Consider the following 17,192-nt stretch of genomic DNA (forward strand, 5'->3'; position numbering starts at 1 on the left):
GTGCTAATTGTCAGACGTATGGCGGGATTCGAATATTGCGGCGCGGCGCTTTTTGCGCAGAAAGTGCCGTTCGTGGGCCGGCGGCGCGTCCGGTTTCTCCCACTCTTCGGTCATCTTCAAATATTGCGCGATCTGCTCCTCGAGATCCGGATCTTGCACTTGCGGTGCGAGCAGCGCAATCGGATGCCGGGAGTCAGCTTGCACGCGAAAGGCTAATGACTTTCGCCGGATCAATGCGCGATCGTAGGAGTCTCGATTTCGCGCGATGTCCGTTGATGGAACGCTGGCCAGCCGTCCGTCTTCCAAACGAACCACCGCTCCCAACGCGTGCATGTTGATGACGACACCCCGGAGCGTCTCGTCGTTCACTGCGTCGGCGGCTGCTTTACGTAAATAATCGTTTCGTTGGGGCGAACGAGGTGCAGGCGATCGTGAATCTCGGGGACCGCGCCTTGCGGATCCATCAGACGGCGAATCTGCCGCTCGTCGTTGCGCTTCTGCCGCTTTAGCGCGGCGATGTCTGTTTGCACTGAATGAAGCGAGCGCGCCATTGCGATGTTCTCGTTAACGATGCGCGCAAACTGAATCGATACGAGTGCCAAGACGACGAGGGTCATTGCGGCGATGGCCAGGCGGCTAAAGAAGCGGAAAACCACGGTCCCGCGCTTCTTCACGGGCCGGTTTTTATTGCTTCCAGGCGCTCGCTTTCCCATGCGCCTATTCGCCGATACTTCTGATAGCGCGCCTCTTTCAGTTGCGCTGCCGGTAAGCTCGCGAGCTCGTCCAGAGCGCTGCCTATATATTTCAACACGCGCTCGATCGTCCCCGCCGGATCGCGGTGCGCGCCGCCCGTCGGCTCGGCGACGATATCGTCGGCAATGCCGAAGTCGCGCAGGTCTTGCGCGGTCAGCTTCAAGCGGGCCGCGGCCTCTTCGGCTTTGGACGCATCACTCCACAGAATCGCCGCGCAGCCCTCCGGGCTCGCGACCGAATAGTAGCTGTGCTCCAGCATGATGATGCGGTCCGCAATGCTGAGCGCCAGCGCGCCGCCGCTGCCGCCTTCGCCGATTACCGTTGCGACGATCGGGACCGACGCGGTCGTAAACTCATAGAGGCAGCCGGCGATGGCTTCCGATTGCGCCCGCTCTTCCGACCCGATGCCCGGATCGGCGCCCTTGGTATCGACGAACGTTACGATAGGCAGCCCCATGCGGTCCGCGAGCTGCGCGAGCCGCTGCACCTTGCGATAACCCTCGGGCGAAGGCATGCCGAAGTTGCGCCGCAGATTCTCTTTCGTATCGCGTCCGCGCTGCTGCGAGACGGCCATGATGGCGCGTCCACCCAACTTCGCGAGGCCGCCCACGATCGCGTGGTCGTCGCGGAAGTGGCGGTCACCGTGCAACTCGTCGAATTGATCGAATTGGGCGATATAGTCGGCGGCGGTCGGGCGGTTAGGATGCCGCGCCATATGCACCTTCTGCCAGGGCGACATCGATCCGAAGATCTCGCGCTGAATCTGCGCGTACTTTTCCTCGAGCGCGCGGATCTCGGCGGACATGTCCACAGCCTGCCCTGAGCCTGTCGAAGGGGGCTGCTGCGCGTTGGCTTCGCGCAACTCCGCGATGCGCTTTTCGAGTTCGAGCAGGCCGCGTTCGCGTTCCACGATCAGGTTCACGACGCCGCCATCCGGGCGCGACCGTGCGAGGCGTAATCCAACAGTCGTGTCAGGGTAGCTTTCATGTCGTGCCGGTTGACGACCATGTCAATGTGGCCTTTTTCCAACAGGAACTCGGCCGTCTGGAACTGATCGGGAAGTTTCTGGCGGATCGTTTGTTCGATGACGCGCCGGCCGGCAAAGCCGATCATCGCTTTCGGTTCGGCCAAAATAACGTCGCCCTGAAATCCGAAGGACGCGGAGACGCCGCCGGTTGTCGGGTCGGTCAGAACCGTCGTCAGAAAATTGCCGTCTTCGCGGTATCGCGCGACGGCCGCGGTCGTCTTGGCCAGCTGCATCAGCGCCAGCATGCCTTCTTCCATCCGCGCTCCGCCGCTGGCGGTAAAGATGATGCACGGAATGCGCAGGTCGCGCGCGCGTTCCAGCAGGAGCGTAATCCGTTCGCCGACGACGGTCCCCATCGTACCGCCGCGGAAATGAAAATCCATCACGCCGATGGCGGCGTCGAAGCCGCCGATCTTTCCCGTTCCGCAGATGACTGCTTCGCTCAACTGCGACTTCTCGCGATCGGCGGCCAGCTTCGCGCCATACTTTCGCTTGTCTACCCACTCCAACGGATCGCCGGGCAGCACGTCGCCGCCGATCTCTTTGAAATCTCCGTCCACCGTGATGTTAATGCGGTCGACCGCGCTCATGCGGAAGTGATGGCCGCAACGCGGACAGATCCACATATTCGCCGCCAGGTCGCGCCGGTAGACGACCTCGGAGCATTTCGGACACTTGCTCCAGGTCCCGGCATCTTCCGCCGGTTCTTCTTTCGCGCGGCGGCGCGGCAACCAATCCGGCATACTATGAACTCGAGAAGAGCCGGCCGGCGTAGAGCTTGCGCAGTTGTTTCAAGTAGTTGAAGATCTCTTTCTCATTGAGTTTTGATTCACCGGATACCCGGTCGGTGAAGACGTACGGAACTTCCAACGCTTTGCCATAATGGCCTTTTGCGATCACTTCCAAGCCGATCTTGAAACCGATCGGATCCAGCTTCACGTCTTCGATGGCGCTGCGCCGCACCAAGAAGTAGCCGCTGGTGATATCTTTGACGCGCGTAAGCGGACGCGCGATCGCGCAGGCGACCTTGGACATCATCACCCGCCGCCACGGCCAATTCGTAATTCCGCCGCCCTCGACGTAGCGGCTTCCGACGGCCAAACCATATCCGTCCTCGAGCGCGCGCACCATCTTCGGAAGAATTGCGATGTCGTGGCTGAAGTCGGCATCCATCGCACCGAGCGCTTCGGAGTCGGGGCGCGCCGCGCGCCATCCCTCAATCACACCGCTCGAAAGTCCGAGCTTGCCGGCTCGGTGCACCGGACGCACGGGAAATTCTGTTGCGAGGCGATCGATAATCTCGCCGGTGCCGTCGGGAGAGTTGTCGTCGACGATTACGATCTCGCCATCCAATCCGTTCTGTTTGAAAACCTCGTCGAGCCCGCGTACCAGACGCTCGATTCCGCCCGCTTCATTATAGGTTGGGATGACGATGGAAAACTTCATTACGCCAGCCGGTGCAGCAGCGGACTGCTCTGCGGATCGTAGGCCGGCAACACTTCGTACATCTTGCGCATGCTTCGCAGCACAACGCCGTCATCGGAGATCGTCAGAACCTCATTGGTGTCGAGCAGCGTCTCTTCTTTCGTGTCGCTCCAATAGATCAAGAGCGATTGAGCAATGCGCGTTTCACCGATTGCGAAGACGCCGCGGACTTCGCCAACCTTGCCTTCGGTCGCCGTAACAACCGGCGTCCCATGTTCGAGATTCTCGAGCAATCGTGGCATATCGCCGTTTATACCCCCGAGGCGTAATTCAGCACCGCAACCGTCACGAGTGCTGCCGTTTCCGTGCGTAAAATGCGCGGGCCGAGCGACACTAACTTCGCGCCCGCACGTTGCGCCGCTTCGGCCTCCACGTGCGAAAAGCCGCCTTCGGGGCCGACGATAACCAGCACCCGGCGCGCGTTCGCAAGCAGTCCGGGCAACGCGTCTTTCAGCGGTCCTTGCTCGGCGAGCTCCCATGGAAAAAGCACGGTCTCGTATGCAGAAAACGATTCGAGCAGCCCCTCGAAGCGCTGCGGCGCGGCGATCTCGGGGATCCGATCGCGGCCGCATTGGGCGGCGGCCGTTCGCGCAAGCCGGCGCCAGCGATCGAGCTTCGCCGTGCCGGCATCCGCAACGATCGTGCGCTCCGAGTAGATTGGAATCACTCTCGCAACGCCAAGTTCCGTGAGTTTCTCAACGACGAAATCCATCTTCTGCCCTTTAGGCAGACCTTGCGCGACCGTGATTTCCAAACTTTGGGTCTCGCCAGGCGCGTGCGATTCATCTAAGCGCGCGCGTACGCTGCGTCCCTCGATCTGTAAGGTTGCGGCAAAACGGTTAGCGGAGGAGTCCACGATCTCGATCGAATCGCCCGTGCGTTTGCGCAACACGTCAACGATCTTATGCGCGTCGCCGCCCGACAAGTCGAGCGTTTCACCGGTAGCGTAATTTCCGTCAACAAAAAAGCGCGCTGCGGCCATCCGCTACTCCGGACGGAATGCGTCTTTGACTTTGTCAAAGAACGACTTCTCTTGTATACGATCTCCGCCGAGTTTCGCGTACTCTTCCAGCAACTCGCGCTGACGATTGGTGATCTTGCCCGGGATCTCGACGTGCACTGTAACATAGTGATCACCCCGCTGCGTTCCGCGCACCGTCGGCATGCCGTGGCCGCGCATGGCAACGCTCGTACCCGATTGCGTTCCCGGCCCGATTGAAAGATCCAAGTCGCCTTCCAGCGACGGAACACGCACGATCCCGCCGAGCGCCGCGAGCGGAAAACTGATCGGCACGTCCACGTGCGTGTCGAGACCATTGCGCTGAAAGCGTGCATGCGGCGTTATCGTGATGTAGACGTAAAGATCGCCCGCCGAACCGCCGCGCATGCCGGCCTCGCCGCTGCCGTTGATGCGGATACGGCTGCCATCGTCAACCCCCGCGGGCACTTTCACGCTGAGCGTGCGCTCGACTTCGCGCCGGCCGCGTCCGCCGCAGTCGAGGCATGGATGCTCGACGGTTTGCCCTTCACCGCCGCACTTCGTGCAAGCCGACTGCGTCACGAATTGTCCGAGCGGCGTCTGCCGGACCATGCGCATGACCCCGGTGCCCGCGCACCGATCGCACGCCGTGATTAAAGTACCGGGCGCTGCTCCCGATCCGTGGCACGTGTTGCACTCTGCCAAGTGCGTGAACTCGATTTGCCGCGTGACTCCCGAGAAAGCTTCTTCCAGCGAGATCTGCATATCGTAACGCAGGTCGCCCCCGCGCGCGGGGCCGTTGCGCCGCATCGTCTGCTGTGCGTCGCCGCGCTGGCCGAAAAACATGTCGAAGATATCGCCGAAACCGCTTCCACCGAAGCCTTGCCCAAAGCCAAAGTCGCCCCCACTCGCGCCGTTGCCGATTGTTCCGTAGCGGTCGTACTGCGCGCGCTTTTGAACGTCTGACAGCACTTCGTAGGCTTGGTTAATCTCTTTGAAGCGGTGTTCGGCGTCCGACTTATCGGCCGCGACGTCGGGATGATGCTTGCGCGCGAGCTTCCGGTAGGCTCGCTTGATGTCATCGGCATTCGCTGCGCGGCTTACGCCGAGCACTTCGTAGAGATCTCTTGTCATGACTTATTTGATCTCGGCGTCCGAAAGACGCGCGGACAACGTTTCGGCGGTCCCCGACGCGAGCGCAACCAAGCGTCCGTAGGGCATGCGGCGCGGGCCTAAAATCGAAAGCATGCCGATCGCGCTCGCGCCGAAGCGGTACGGAACGGTGACGATGCTGAAGTCAATCATCTCGTCCACGCCGAGTTCGTGGCCGATCTTCACTTCCGCCGCCTCGGCAGTCATGGATTCGGCAACGAGATCGTAGAGCGTCTTCTGCTCCTCAACGATGTTTAAGATGGAGCGCAGTTTGCTGACGTCGTGAAACTCCGGTTGATCCAGCAGATTTTGCGCGCCCGAAGTTGCCAGCGCCGGTTGTTCGGCCGACCGCGCGCTGCGCAATGCGGTGACGACCGCTTTCTTGAGATCGTCCGGCAAGCCGAGCTCTTTTACCGCCGCGGCGATCTCGGATTCGCTGATGTCGCGCAGCATTTTATTTCCCAGCCGGGAGTTCAGCGCGTTCGAAAGGCGCGTCAGCTCGTCGGGCGATGCGTCGGATGAAAGTTCGAAAAGGCTCTGCGTCGCGACGCCCATCGACGTAACGACGATAGCCATGCCGGTGCGCGCCGAAAGCCAGATGAGTTGCAGATGCCGGAACGTTTGCGTGTCGCTGGCGGGTTTGGTCGCAAACGCTAGATTCTTCGAAAGCTTTCCGAGCAGACGCGTCGCGCCTTCGATGATTTCGTCCAGCTCGCGGCTGGCGTCACGCAGCTCGTCGTGAATGCGGCGCCGGTCGTCGGCGCGCAAACTTTCGGGACGCATTAACTGATCGACGAATGTACGGTAACCGGCATCGGACGGTATACGCCCGGCCGAGGTGTGCGGTTGCACGAGGTATCCGCCGGCTTCCAAATCGGCCAGTTCGTTGCGAACGGTTGCTGAACTCACGCCCAACTGATACTTCTGCGTGAGCGTCTGGGACGCGACGGGCTCCGCCGTCGCGATGTATTCGTAGACGACCGTCGCCAGAATGTACGCCTTGCGTTTGTCCAGCTCGCCTGGGCCTCCCGGATTCATAGGACCTATCTTAGCAGTCAGGGCCCGGGAGTGCTAGGACCTGGGCTGCCGAGCGCCTTGTCGACCGCCCCTTGCAGCTCGTCCCACGACAGCCCGCCGGCCGAGATGTACTGCACCCTCCCGTCCGGATCGAGCACCACGGTCCCCGGAATAGGCGGCAGCGCGTAGGCTGTAAAGACTGAGCCCTGCGAGTCCTCCACCAGCCGCAGATCCAGGTGATGCGCCTTCAGGTAGTCGTGGGCGACGCCGGCGGCTTCATTAGATACGGTCACGACGACGACCCGATCGCCGTAATCGCGGCTCAGCCGCTGGAAGAGCGGCAACTCATCGGTGCACGGCGGACACCACGACGCCCAAAAGTTTATGACGACCGGTTTTCCGCGCAGCTGCGCGAGCTGCACGGGCCCGTGCTTCGTGCGAAGCGTGAAATCGGGCGGAGGCGCGCCGACACGAACCGTCGCAAGTCCGCCGGTCGCGCTCGCCGCAAGCACCACTGCGGCCAGGATCCTCACGCGCGCGTGCTTCGGCAGGCATGGCCGCCGACTCCCGGTAAAATCGCGGCATGAAGACCGAGGAATCGATCGAGGCGCTCTCTCAAGAGAGCCGCCGTTTTCCGCCGCCGCCCGAGTTCGCCGCGCAAGCCAACGCACAGCACGGCATTTATAAGGAAGCCGAACGCGACTATTTGGCTTTTTGGGAATCCTGGGCGCACAAGCTCGAGTGGTCCAAGCCGTTTTCCAAGACGCTCGAGTGGAACGAACCGTTCGCGCGCTGGTTCGCCGACGGCGAGTTGAACGCGTCGGTCAATTGCCTCGACCGTCACGTGCGCGCCGGCAAGGGCGACAAAGTCGCGTACTTCTACGAAGGCGAGCCGGGCGATCGCCGCACGATCAGCTACAAACAGCTGCTCGACGACGTCTGCCGCTTCGCCAACGGTCTGCGTAAGCTCGGCATCAAGAAAGGCGACCGCGTCGCCATTTATATGCCGATGATTCCCGAACTGCCGGTCGCTATGCTGGCTTGCGCGCGCATCGGCGCGGCACATTCGGTGATCTTCGGCGGCTTCTCACCCGATTCGATCGTCGACCGCGTCAACGACGCGGAGTGCGTCGCGCTGATCACCGCCGACCAAGGCTGGCGCCGCGGTAATAAAGTGCCGCTCAAAAATAACTGCGACGTTGCCATGGCGAGTACGCCGTCTATCAAACATTGCATCGTCGCCAAACGCGTAGGCGATCCGGTCGAGATGCAAGCCGGCCGCGATCTCTGGTGGGATCAGGTGATCGAGGGCCAGCCTACGGAGTGCGCGCCGGAGGCGATGAACGCAGAGGATTTGCTCTTCCTTTTATATACCAGCGGCACTACCGCAAAGCCGAAAGGCATCAAGCACACTACGGGCGGCTATTTGACCCATATTACCGCGACTCACAAGCTCATCTTCGATCTCAAGGAAGACAAAGATGTCTATTGGTGCGCGGCCGATATCGGCTGGGTAACGGGGCATTCATACATCGTGTACGGACCGCTCGCCAATCAGGCGACGAGCGTGATCTACGAAGGCACGCCGGATTTTCCCGACAAGGATCGCTTGTGGGAGATCGCCGAGCGCTACAAGGTCAGCATTCTGTACACGGCGCCGACCGCGATCCGCACGTTCATGAAGTGGGGCGATGAGTATCCGGGCAAGCACGACCTTTCATCGCTGCGGCTGCTCGGCTCGGTCGGTGAGCCGATCAATCCCGAGGCGTGGATGTGGTATCGCGAGCATATCGGCGGCAACCGGTGTCCGATCGTGGATACCTGGTGGCAAACGGAGACCGGCGGCATCCTTATATCGCCGCTGCCCGGCATTACCTCGACGCCGCCCGGGAGCGCGACCTATCCTTTCCCGGGGATAGCGGCCGACATCGTTAACGACAAGGGCGAATCTGTGCCGCTCGGTGGCGGCGGTTACGTGGTGATAACGCGGCCGTGGCCGGGCATGTTGCGCGGCATTTGGGGCGACGACGAACGATACAAACAAACGTATTGGTCGAAATTCCCTCACAAGTATCTCGCCGGCGATGGCGGACGGCGCGATCTCGATGGCAATTACTGGTTCATGGGACGCATCGATGACGTGATGAACGTCAGCGGCCATCGCATCTCGACCACCGAGATCGAGAGCGCATTCGTCGAGCATCCGAAGGTCGCCGAAGCCGCCGTTTGCGGGAAGCTGGACGACGTTACCGGACAGGCGATCTACGCGTTCGTTTCGCTGCGCGGCGGCGAGATCGGCAGCAAGGAGCTAGCGGATGAGCTTCGCGAGTTCGTCGGCGAAAAGCTCGGCAAGTTCACGCGTCCGAAATACATTACATTCACCCAAGAGTTGCCCAAAACGCGCAGCGGCAAGATCATGCGTCGCCTTTTACGTGATGTCGCGGAAGGGCGAACGCTCGGCGACACGACGACGCTTGCCGACGCCACGATCGTCAAAGATCTACAGGACCGCGCCAAATCCGAGGCCAGCACCGCGGACGAATAAGGAAACGCGCGCAGGCGACACTGTCATCGTGAGGTATCGAACGACCCTGAGGTAACGAAGGGTGCTCGTTAGTCGTGAATAACGAAGTTTTGGTCGACTTGCGCCGCGATGAGTGATTGAAACGTGGCGAGCGCGCACGGATCGGCGCAGCCCTGAATCGTGACCGGAACGCGCAGCGGCGGCGTCTGTGCCGTCAACGGCGTGAGATTGCGCATCTCGTCGAGCGTTTGCGCCTGATAGTATAAGGAAATGGTCGGCGGCGCAGACGGCGCTTGGTAAATCTCAAACGCTAGCGACCCGCCCGGCGGCGTATCGTCCGGCTGATAATCGTTTCCAAAGTTCCAGTGCAAGTTCAGTATTCCGGCGAGCGCTGAAAGGTTGGTGTCGTGCGCAACGATCAGCACGAACTTGCTTGAAGCTGGCGGTGCGTAAGCGGCGGTCAACCGCTGTTGCCCATCTGTGAATTGCGCGAGCGTAAGGGAAATATGCCAAAGCAGATCGGAGGCCTGAGCCCGCGCAAGATAACTCGGCCGCACTTGCGTCACGTAGTTAGCGACGTAAAGCGGCATGGCCGAATCGATCGATTGCGGCGTAGCGCGGCCCCAAGCCGGTGCATCCATCCCATCGGCATACTCGAGAACGAAGATCTCGGCCAGGTTTTTCCCTACCGCCAAAGGTCCGTCGAGCCGGGCCAAGCCGGTATCGGCCTCGGTTACTTCCCGAAACGGCAACGACGTCACCGGCGTGCACGACGGCGCCGAACTGCTTGGGCAAGCAAGGAGCGTTGCCAGCTGTGCAAACGCAGGCGCCTGCGTTACCAGCAGCTGCGCAGGATTGGGTACGGCGGCTTGCAGCGCTGCGAGCGATTGCGCCGTATTGGCTTTTAAAAACGGTGGGTTCGGCCCAAGGGTGTGGATAAGGGAGTCACGCTGGCCTTGCGGGAGATGGTTGACGACGGGTGCGCACGAGGTGTTCATTCCTTGCGCGATCCGTTCGCCGGTCACGATCGTGCGTTGATCTGAATCCGTGTACAGATATGCTTTCTGCACCGGACAATCGGCGGAGAGCAGCCCCATGCGGCGATAGAACGACGCATAGTACGCGCCCATCAGCTGGGCAGCGTCGCCGCCGTGCGGGGTCAAAAAACCGGCCTGAACGCTCCAAGTGGGCCACGTCTGCGCGGCAAACTCCGCAATCCGCGCATTTGTTCCAAGTGGCGCGCGAACGCCGTGCCGGCTGACCAAGAGAACAAAACGAAGCGTCGCTGCCGGAGTCGTGGGATTTGTGGAAGTACTCGGCAGCGTCCCGGCGCCGCCCGCGCAACCGGCAAGCAGTAGAATAACTGCAGTAATAGCCGCGAGCCGGCTAATCGGATGAGCCTTTCGGTGGTGGCGCACCGTTGAGAATGTCGCGCACGCTCTGATACGGGTAGCCAACTTTTTCATTCAGACTGTCGTACCAGGCCAACGTGACAAGATCGCGCAGCTCGTCCGCGCCGCGCGCTAACTGCGTTGCGGTAAACGAGATCGCCTGCGGCGTCCCCTGCGCGAAACCGCCCGCTTTTTCGATGTCGTACAACGGCCCGACGGCTTGCAACGATCCATTGATGTAATCGGCGACGTTCGCCATGATTTGGTCTTGCGTGAGCAGGGCCGCCGGCGCTGTTATCGTTGAGGGCTTCATATATTGAAGGGCAAGGCCCGGGCTGAGATACTTGTCGACAAACGTGCTTTCGAAGAACGAGTGCGTCTCGTACGACATCGTATAGCCGTTGGGGTTCGGATACTTCCCCCAACCGTTGTAATGGATCGTGACGTGCAGCGGCTGGGACGCGTCCTCGACGAAATGTCCCCACACGCCGATGTCGCGCAGAATCAGTTGTTGGTCGATTGCCCGGTTCGTGGCCGCTTCTACGCGCATGGGAGGCGGCGAAGCGTGGCTGGCGCGATAGTTATCGACACGCCAGTACGCGAAGTCGTCCCGGAGCTGCTGCCAGCCTTCCACGATCGCGTACGGTGAATAGCCCTGTTTGTACTGGTCGGTGCCCGCTGTTCGCAACGCCGTGTCGTACGCCTCGCGCGTCGGCGGCATTTTTTGTAGCGACACGACGCCGGCGATCATGCCGTTGTCGTCCAAATCGATGTAATGCCCGGGGTCATTTTCGGCGTCCCATGCCGTGCCTGAACCCTTGAGCCGGTCCAATTCCGGGCCGAGATACATGATCTCGTACTGCGCGGAAATGGTGCGCAAAAAGGCCGGCAAAACAGATGGAAATCTCGAGCCCGCGAGTTGCCCGATGATTTCGTGCCCCTTCGTCCCCCACGCGAATGCGGGCGTCGGCAAGAAGAACAGCGTGGCAGTAATAAACGCGGCGATCCGTTTCATGCGTTAAAGAACTCCGTCAGCTCGTCCAGGTGTGTAATGCGGGTGGCGGGCGGCAACGCCTGCAAAATGAGCGCGCCGTAGCGCGATGAAGCCGCACGGCCGTCGAGCAACGCAACCATGCCGCGGTCGGTCTTGCTGCGTACGAGCCGGCCGAAGCCCTGCTTGAGCCGCACGATTGCCGAGGGGATCATATAGTGGTCGAAGCCGCTCAACCCGCGCGCTTCCAATGCTTCGATCCGCGCCTGCACGAGGGGATCGCCGGGCGACGGAAACGGTAGCCGGTCGATGATCACGCACGAGAGCTGCTCGCCGACCACGTCGATGCCCTCCCAAAACGTGCCGGTCGCAAAAAGCACGGCATTAGGCGTCTTGCGAAACCAGTCCAGCAAATGCATGCGCGGGAGCTCACCCTGCAAGCGTATCGGAAAGGCGACGCGCTCGCGCAGCAGCGCGTACACTTCCCGCAAGCGCGCGTGCGACGTGAAGAGCACGAACGCTCGTCCGCGGCTGCGATCCAAACATTCCTCGATGAGCGGCGCCGCGAGTACCGCAAAGTTCGGCGTCTTTGGATTCAGCTCGGGCGGCGCGACATAGAGCCGGGCCTGCGAGGGGTAGTCGAACGGCGAGGGCGCGATCAGTTCCTGCGCGTCGCCAATCCCGAGCGAGCGCTTCAAGAATTCAAACGCTTCTTCTCTCGAGCCGTTGTCGGCGATCGTCGCGCTGGTGAGGACGACGCTTTGCGTGCGCTCGAAGAGCATGCCGCGTAAATACTCGGAGATATCATACGGCGCGCTATTCAGTTGGTACGACGCGTCCGCATCACCGCGTTCGACCCAGGCGATGGCGGTGTCGCTGGGCGCTTGCGCGCGCTCGATCGTCGCTTCATGCGCCAGAATCGCTCGCATCGCCAGATCGCGCCGCCGCTCGGCCTCGGCTTCGTTCGCCGGCTTCTTCTTGAGTGCGTCGTGCCAATTCGCATAGAGCCAGTTCTCGAGCTTGTACAGCGAGTCGCGCAGCGTTTCAAGCGCCGGCCACGCCTCTTCGTTCGCATGCAGCGGGTAACGATCTCCCGGCACACGCGCCAGCGTCGACTCGAGGCCGCGCAATCCGCGTTCGAAATCCGCATCGAACGACGCGGGAACAGCATAAGAGCGGTGCAGTTTGCGCAGCATGCGATTAATCGTGCCGCGCGAGAGCGTCGCCGTCAGCGCAGCGGTGGCCCAGCGTTCGCATTGGTGCGCTTCATCGAGCACCACAAAATCGTATGGCGGCAACAGGCCGCCGCCCATCGCGAGGTCGAGAAAGAACAGCGCGTGGTTGACGATGACGATGTCCGCGAATTTGGCTTCGTCGCGCTTCTTAAAGAAAAAGCACTCGCGGAAGTGCTCGCAGTACTCGCCGACGCAATCGTCGGCGTCGGCGTCGAGTTGCTCCCATTCATCGCCCGAGGGTAGGAACGGCAACTCCGCGCGGTCGCCGGTTTGCGTGCGCGCGCCCCACTCCCAAATCTGCTGCATCGTGCGGGAGGGCGCGAGCAGCCGGTCCGCGCGCATGTTTTCGAGCTTCTGCTTGCACAAATAGTGGTTGCGGCCTTTGAGCAGCGTAACGCGCGCGGGAATATCGAGCGCGCGCGTGACCAGCGGGATATCTTTATGGTAGAGCTGCTCTTGCAGCGCGATCGTCCCCGTCGAAATGACTATCTTCTTACCGCTGCGCAGTGCGGGGACCAAATAGGCCAGCGATTTGCCGACGCCGGTGCCGGCTTCGACGATCGTGTGCATGCCTTCCAAAAAACCGCGCTCGATGAGCTGCGCCATCTGCAGCTGGCCGGGACGCGCTTCAAAGCCCGACAGCGCCTGCTCGATCGGGCCGCCCGGCGCGAAGACCTCGTCGATGGCCGTCACGACTCGAGTTGCGACTCGTATTCAGCGCCGGTCGTCGGGTCGAACACGCGCGTGCGAACCGGCTGCGGCGGCCAAAAAATCACAAGCGTCAGCAAGAACCCGGTAATCAGACCGCCGATGTGTGCTTGCCAAGAAATTCCCGGAAATGAAAATGAGAAGACCAGATTCAGAATGAGAATCCCGATATTCGACCGTACGAGTTCGCCGCCACGGTGGCCCAACTTTAACCCGATCGCGAAGAGTGCACCGAACAAGCCGAAAATCGCGCCGCTGGCGCCCAGCGTCCCCGCGAGTGGCGGCGAAAACAGAACCACGCCGACACCTGCACCGATGATCGAAGCTATATAGATGAACAACATGCGCGGAGAACCGAGCACCGCTTCGATAAATCGCCCCAGCCAGAAAAGCGAGAGCATGTTCACGCCGATATGGATAATGCTGCCGTGGAGAAATGCGGACGTGAAGAACCGGTAATATTGATGATATTGCGTGATAGCGATTGGCGCCAGCAGCCCGTCGTTGATTCGCGAATTGTTGGGAATGTTTCCGGACAGCACGCCGGATCCGCCGACGGAAATTTCCCACAAGAAGCCCACGATGTTGAGAACGATCAGCAATCGCGTAATCAACCGGCCACCATTACCATGCGCGCGAGTTCGAGCGAGATTGCGTGCCGGCGCTTATCGACTTCAACTGTTAATGGACCGCCAAGCGGTGCTTTTTCATGCACGCGCACGCGCGCGCCCGGGCGCAACCCGACATCGCCGAGATAACGCAGTATCTCGGGAACCTCTTCGGTAACGCCCTGCACCACCGCGTCGCTGCCGACCTCGATCTGCGCGAGCGGAATGCCCGCGCGCTGCGGATCGCTTAAATCCTTGGGAGGAATCGGCAATCCGTGCGGACACTCTTTGGGATCTCCCAAGATGTCGATCAGGCGCGCTTCCATTTTTTCGGAGATCGCATGTTCCAGCATGCAGGCTTCGGATTGCACTTCATCCCACGGCATGCCGAGCACGTTTGTCAACAAACACTCCGCCAGCCGATGGCGGCGCACGACGCGCACCGCGACCGCCAAACCTTTTTGCGTGAGTTTGACTTCGCCGCGCGCAACATATTCCAGATAACCGTCCGAGGCGAGTTTTTTGAGCATGCCCGACACCGACGCGGGCGCGACGCCAAGCTCCGAAGCCAGGCCGGAGGTCGTTACGCCCGGACCTTCACGTTCGAGCCGATAGACCGCCTCGAGATACTCCTCGGTCGATTCGGCGAAATGGCTGTGCCCCGACATATCTGAACCTTCGACGCCGGGGCTATTGTTCCAGGCTGTATGCCTCCAGGCGCTCTCGCAGCCTGGCTTTGGTTGCATCGGGAGAAAAACTCGCCTCGATCGCATTGCGCGTGAAGCGGCGCGGCGCATCGTCGCCGGCTACTTCAGCGGCGTACGCGAGCTCGTCTGTCACGCTGGTCTTAAAGATCGCCGGATCGTCGGCGTCGATGGTGACGATGCAACCGGCGGCATCGAGATCGACCAGCGGATGCGGCGCTTCGCCCAACGCAACGCCGGTCAAAAAGTTCGACGTCGGGCAAACTTCGAGCGGAATCTTCTTATTGACGAGCAGCTGCACAACGCTCGGGTCCTCGAGCGCGCGAATTCCGTGGCCGATTCGTTCGGCGTGCAACACCTCGATCGCAGCGCGCACGCTTGGCGCTCCGGCGCTTTCACCCGCGTGGGCGACGCAGTGCAGCCCGCTCTCGCGCGCGAAGGCGAAAGACGCTTCGAACAACTCCGGCGGAAAGTGCGCTTCATCGCCTCCAAGTCCAATGCCGACGATACCGAGGTCACGCAGTTCGACCGCGAGCCTGGCGGTTCGCATCGCGCTCTCTACGCCGAAGTTGCGCGTGAGATCGACGATCAATGCGGTTTCGATGCCGTACGCTTTCCGTGCAGCTTCACGCGCGTCGCGGATCGCGGCGACGCACGCTCGCACGTCGATCTTTTTATGAAAGAATTGCCACACCGACGGCGAGATAAAGAGTTCGGCGTAAACCACGTTCTGGGCGGTGGCATCCTCGAGATACTCTTTTGCGAGCAGTCCGTAGTCCGCGGGCTCGGCAAGCGACCGGCTAACGGCAGCAAAGGTCAGCAGAAAGCCCTCGAAATCGCGAAAGGCGTAAGGATCGCTCGGGTCGGCCGGGGGCTCGTCTTTAGGAAACGGGCCCTTCTCGTGAGGGCGGTAGGTCAGCGCAACCCCGTGCTTGTGCGCTAGGTTTACGAAGGTCGTAGCGCGCAGCGTCCCCTCCAGGTGGCAATGCAGCTGGACCTTGGGCAACGCGCGCAGGACTTCAGGCGTTAACATACCGTATAACACTCTTCCGCCGCGGGGTGGAGCAGTCCGGTAGCTCGTCGGGCTCATAACCCGAAGGTCGCGAGTTCAAATCTCGCCCCCGCAACCAAAACGCAGGTCCAGGAACTACTTAGTTTCTGGACCTGTTGATTTTCCGGCGTGTACTTCTTGGTCCAAATCTGCTGCGGCGCGGCCTAAATCTCTAGTTATTCAAATCATTGGAAACGCCGCCGATCTTGCCGGCAGCTATGGCTTCTAATCGGCGCTTGAGGCGCCCCAAATAAACGGTTGGACCCTCCAGTAAGGGAATTGCTGGGCGCTCGCAAGGCTTGACCTGAGCGAGCAACTTCAGTGCAGCCGAGGCGCTATCGATCTGTGGAACGTCAAGTTCCCTGAGCCGGTATGAAACCGGAAAGCTGTTCTGCCAATTGCTATTATTTTCAATGTAGCGAAGGATGCCGCCAAGGCTGGCCCTGCTCTTCTCGTCAGCAATGAAGCCCGCGTATTTGTCGAGCACTTGGCCGGGAGACAAATCGGAGCGGCACATTTGCCCGAAAGCATAGATGTTGAGTGATTCAGCCTGGAAAAAAATGGCGTTAGCCACGAGCCCGTCCAGACCGATCCGGTGTCCCGTATCGACAAGCGCGCGGATATAACGCGTCTCCGCCGACGATTGACCGCCGGATTCGACATTGTTGGGACTCATGTAGCCCTCATCGGCCTCGTCTACCAAGAAGTACGGCCATCCTAGGAGCGGCTTGACGCCTCGCGTCCGTAACCTTTGAATGTCGCTCAACGTCGGATAAGGATCCGGCTGAATCCCTGCTTTAGAATAAAGCGCTAACGTGAGCGGCCGGTAATAGTTGTGGAGAGGGAAAGCCACTCCGCAATTAAGCCCGAGCAAATCGGACGAAACGAGGCGACGCGACAGGTTTGCCTCCTGTTGCCAAAAACGCAGGCTGAACGCAGACGGAAAGCCCTCCCATTCCGCCACGCCCCAGAGGTTTACACTGAAGCTTGCCCCGGGGGCCTCTTCCTTTACAATGTCCTGCACGTGACGACAAAACGTTATGCAGTCATTCAAAGTCGTGCGGCCCTTTGGATCTCCGCCCGGATCCCCCGGAATTACGATGAAGGCGTCGGCATTCTTCAATAGCGAGACTTCTCGACGTAAGTGCACGAGTCGCTCCGCCAACTTCGGTTGGTCAATCGTACTGAACGTCCCGGCATACCCAATCTTGCCGGGCCCTTTCCATTGCTCCATCCCGGCAAGCAGAACGATTCCCACGCGAAAACCCTTCTCGTGCGCGAGATTGACGGCGTGAGACATCTGCTCGTAGTAATCAGGTAGAAGGTCGGGACGATAGCGGAATCCGGCTTCGCAAAACTCCAGATAATTGTAACCGCACGCTTTGAAAAAATCGTATGTGTTCGAATCCTTTGGAGGTAGGTCCGTCGGGAGCGAGCAGTACAACCCAATTGTCTCGAAAGGCGCTCCCTGCGCTGAGGCGCCCGCCGGGATCAAGAACGGCCCGACTGAAGTGGCTAGGGCAACTTTGAGAAAGCGTCTCCGCTCCATATCTCCTGGTTTTTTCCT

At 60.7% G+C, this 17,192-nt stretch carries 18 protein-coding genes and 1 tRNA gene; 2 read left to right on the forward strand and 17 right to left on the reverse strand.

Annotation, left to right across the window (positions count from 1 at the left end):
• Positions 1 to 3: 3 nt before the first annotated feature.
• From VFO29_08835 to VFO29_08880, 10 genes are read right to left on the reverse strand one after another with little or no spacing between them, the layout of a single operon-like run.
• Positions 4 to 369: a hypothetical protein gene (locus tag VFO29_08835; GenBank protein HET9393604.1), complete on the reverse strand. Its 366-nt coding sequence runs from the start codon at positions 367 to 369 to the stop codon at positions 4 to 6.
• A complete protein-coding gene (locus tag VFO29_08840) occupies positions 366 to 674 on the reverse strand; it encodes a hypothetical protein (GenBank protein HET9393605.1) in 309 nt (102 codons plus the stop codon). The genes VFO29_08835 and VFO29_08840 overlap by 4 nt, the downstream gene beginning before the upstream one ends.
• Positions 671 to 1,675: an acetyl-CoA carboxylase carboxyltransferase subunit alpha gene (locus VFO29_08845; GenBank protein ID HET9393606.1), complete on the reverse strand. Its 1,005-nt coding sequence runs from the start codon at positions 1,673 to 1,675 to the stop codon at positions 671 to 673. Before VFO29_08845 ends, VFO29_08840 begins: the two co-directional genes overlap by 4 nt.
• Entirely contained in the window at positions 1,672 to 2,523 is an 852-nt protein-coding gene (accD, locus tag VFO29_08850; GenBank protein ID HET9393607.1) for an acetyl-CoA carboxylase, carboxyltransferase subunit beta, read from the reverse strand. The genes VFO29_08845 and accD overlap by 4 nt, the downstream gene beginning before the upstream one ends.
• Position 2,524: 1 nt before the next feature.
• Positions 2,525 to 3,226, reverse strand: coding sequence for a polyprenol monophosphomannose synthase (locus VFO29_08855; protein HET9393608.1), 702 nt, complete (start codon positions 3,224 to 3,226; stop codon positions 2,525 to 2,527).
• Positions 3,226 to 3,507 carry a hypothetical protein gene (locus VFO29_08860; protein HET9393609.1) on the reverse strand — a complete coding sequence of 94 codons (282 nt, stop codon included), beginning with the start codon at positions 3,505 to 3,507 and terminating at the stop codon, positions 3,226 to 3,228. The genes VFO29_08855 and VFO29_08860 overlap by 1 nt, the downstream gene beginning before the upstream one ends.
• An 8-nt stretch (positions 3,508 to 3,515) precedes the next feature.
• Entirely contained in the window at positions 3,516 to 4,247 is a 732-nt protein-coding gene (locus tag VFO29_08865) for a 16S rRNA (uracil(1498)-N(3))-methyltransferase (GenBank protein ID HET9393610.1), read from the reverse strand.
• Between the two features lie 3 nt (positions 4,248 to 4,250).
• Complete coding sequence (gene dnaJ, locus VFO29_08870; GenBank protein HET9393611.1) at positions 4,251 to 5,378, reverse strand: molecular chaperone DnaJ; 1,128 nt, start codon at positions 5,376 to 5,378, stop codon at positions 4,251 to 4,253.
• Positions 5,379 to 5,381: 3 nt separating this feature from the next.
• Entirely contained in the window at positions 5,382 to 6,434 is a 1,053-nt protein-coding gene (gene hrcA / locus VFO29_08875) for a heat-inducible transcriptional repressor HrcA (protein HET9393612.1), read from the reverse strand.
• 17 nt (positions 6,435 to 6,451) lie between these two features.
• Complete coding sequence (locus tag VFO29_08880) at positions 6,452 to 6,946, reverse strand: TlpA disulfide reductase family protein (GenBank protein HET9393613.1); 495 nt, start codon at positions 6,944 to 6,946, stop codon at positions 6,452 to 6,454.
• Between the two features lie 50 nt (positions 6,947 to 6,996).
• Between VFO29_08880 and acs the strand changes: the two genes are divergently transcribed.
• Positions 6,997 to 8,958 carry an acetate--CoA ligase gene (gene acs / locus VFO29_08885; protein HET9393614.1) on the forward strand — a complete coding sequence of 654 codons (1,962 nt, stop codon included), beginning with the start codon at positions 6,997 to 6,999 and terminating at the stop codon, positions 8,956 to 8,958.
• A gap of 68 nt (positions 8,959 to 9,026) precedes the next feature.
• On the opposite strand, the gene VFO29_08890 is transcribed toward acs, so the two are convergent.
• Genes VFO29_08890 through add form a run of 6 tightly spaced genes read right to left on the reverse strand, consistent with a single transcriptional unit; the run spans position 9,027 to position 15,607 of the window.
• Positions 9,027 to 10,355, reverse strand: a complete 1,329-nt coding sequence (locus VFO29_08890) for a histidine-type phosphatase (GenBank protein ID HET9393615.1) — start codon at positions 10,353 to 10,355, stop codon at positions 9,027 to 9,029.
• Positions 10,324 to 11,343 (reverse strand): hypothetical protein, encoded by a 1,020-nt coding sequence (locus tag VFO29_08895; protein HET9393616.1) that lies wholly within the window; start codon positions 11,341 to 11,343, stop codon positions 10,324 to 10,326. The genes VFO29_08890 and VFO29_08895 overlap by 32 nt, the downstream gene beginning before the upstream one ends.
• Positions 11,340 to 13,247, reverse strand: a complete 1,908-nt coding sequence (locus VFO29_08900; GenBank protein HET9393617.1) for an ATP-dependent DNA helicase — start codon at positions 13,245 to 13,247, stop codon at positions 11,340 to 11,342. Before VFO29_08900 ends, VFO29_08895 begins: the two co-directional genes overlap by 4 nt.
• Entirely contained in the window at positions 13,244 to 13,876 is a 633-nt protein-coding gene (locus tag VFO29_08905) for a rhomboid family intramembrane serine protease (protein ID HET9393618.1), read from the reverse strand. The genes VFO29_08900 and VFO29_08905 overlap by 4 nt, the downstream gene beginning before the upstream one ends.
• Positions 13,873 to 14,538: a metal-dependent transcriptional regulator gene (locus VFO29_08910; GenBank protein ID HET9393619.1), complete on the reverse strand. Its 666-nt coding sequence runs from the start codon at positions 14,536 to 14,538 to the stop codon at positions 13,873 to 13,875. Before VFO29_08910 ends, VFO29_08905 begins: the two co-directional genes overlap by 4 nt.
• Before the next feature lie 22 nt (positions 14,539 to 14,560).
• Positions 14,561 to 15,607 carry an adenosine deaminase gene (gene add, locus VFO29_08915; GenBank protein HET9393620.1) on the reverse strand — a complete coding sequence of 349 codons (1,047 nt, stop codon included), beginning with the start codon at positions 15,605 to 15,607 and terminating at the stop codon, positions 14,561 to 14,563.
• A gap of 20 nt (positions 15,608 to 15,627) precedes the next feature.
• On the opposite strand from add, the gene VFO29_08920 reads away from it, so the two are divergent.
• Positions 15,628 to 15,704 (forward strand) — tRNA-Met (locus VFO29_08920).
• A 93-nt stretch (positions 15,705 to 15,797) separates the two neighbouring features.
• Here the strand turns inward: VFO29_08920 and VFO29_08925 are convergent.
• The gene (locus tag VFO29_08925; protein ID HET9393621.1) at positions 15,798 to 17,174 is read right to left on the reverse strand and encodes a hypothetical protein; all 1,377 of its coding nucleotides are present in this window, start codon (positions 17,172 to 17,174) and stop codon (positions 15,798 to 15,800) included.
• Positions 17,175 to 17,192 lie beyond the last annotated feature (18 nt).

Source organism: Candidatus Rubrimentiphilum sp. (assembly GCA_035710515.1).
Taxonomy (GTDB): domain Bacteria; phylum Vulcanimicrobiota; class Vulcanimicrobiia; order Vulcanimicrobiales; family Vulcanimicrobiaceae; genus Rubrimentiphilum.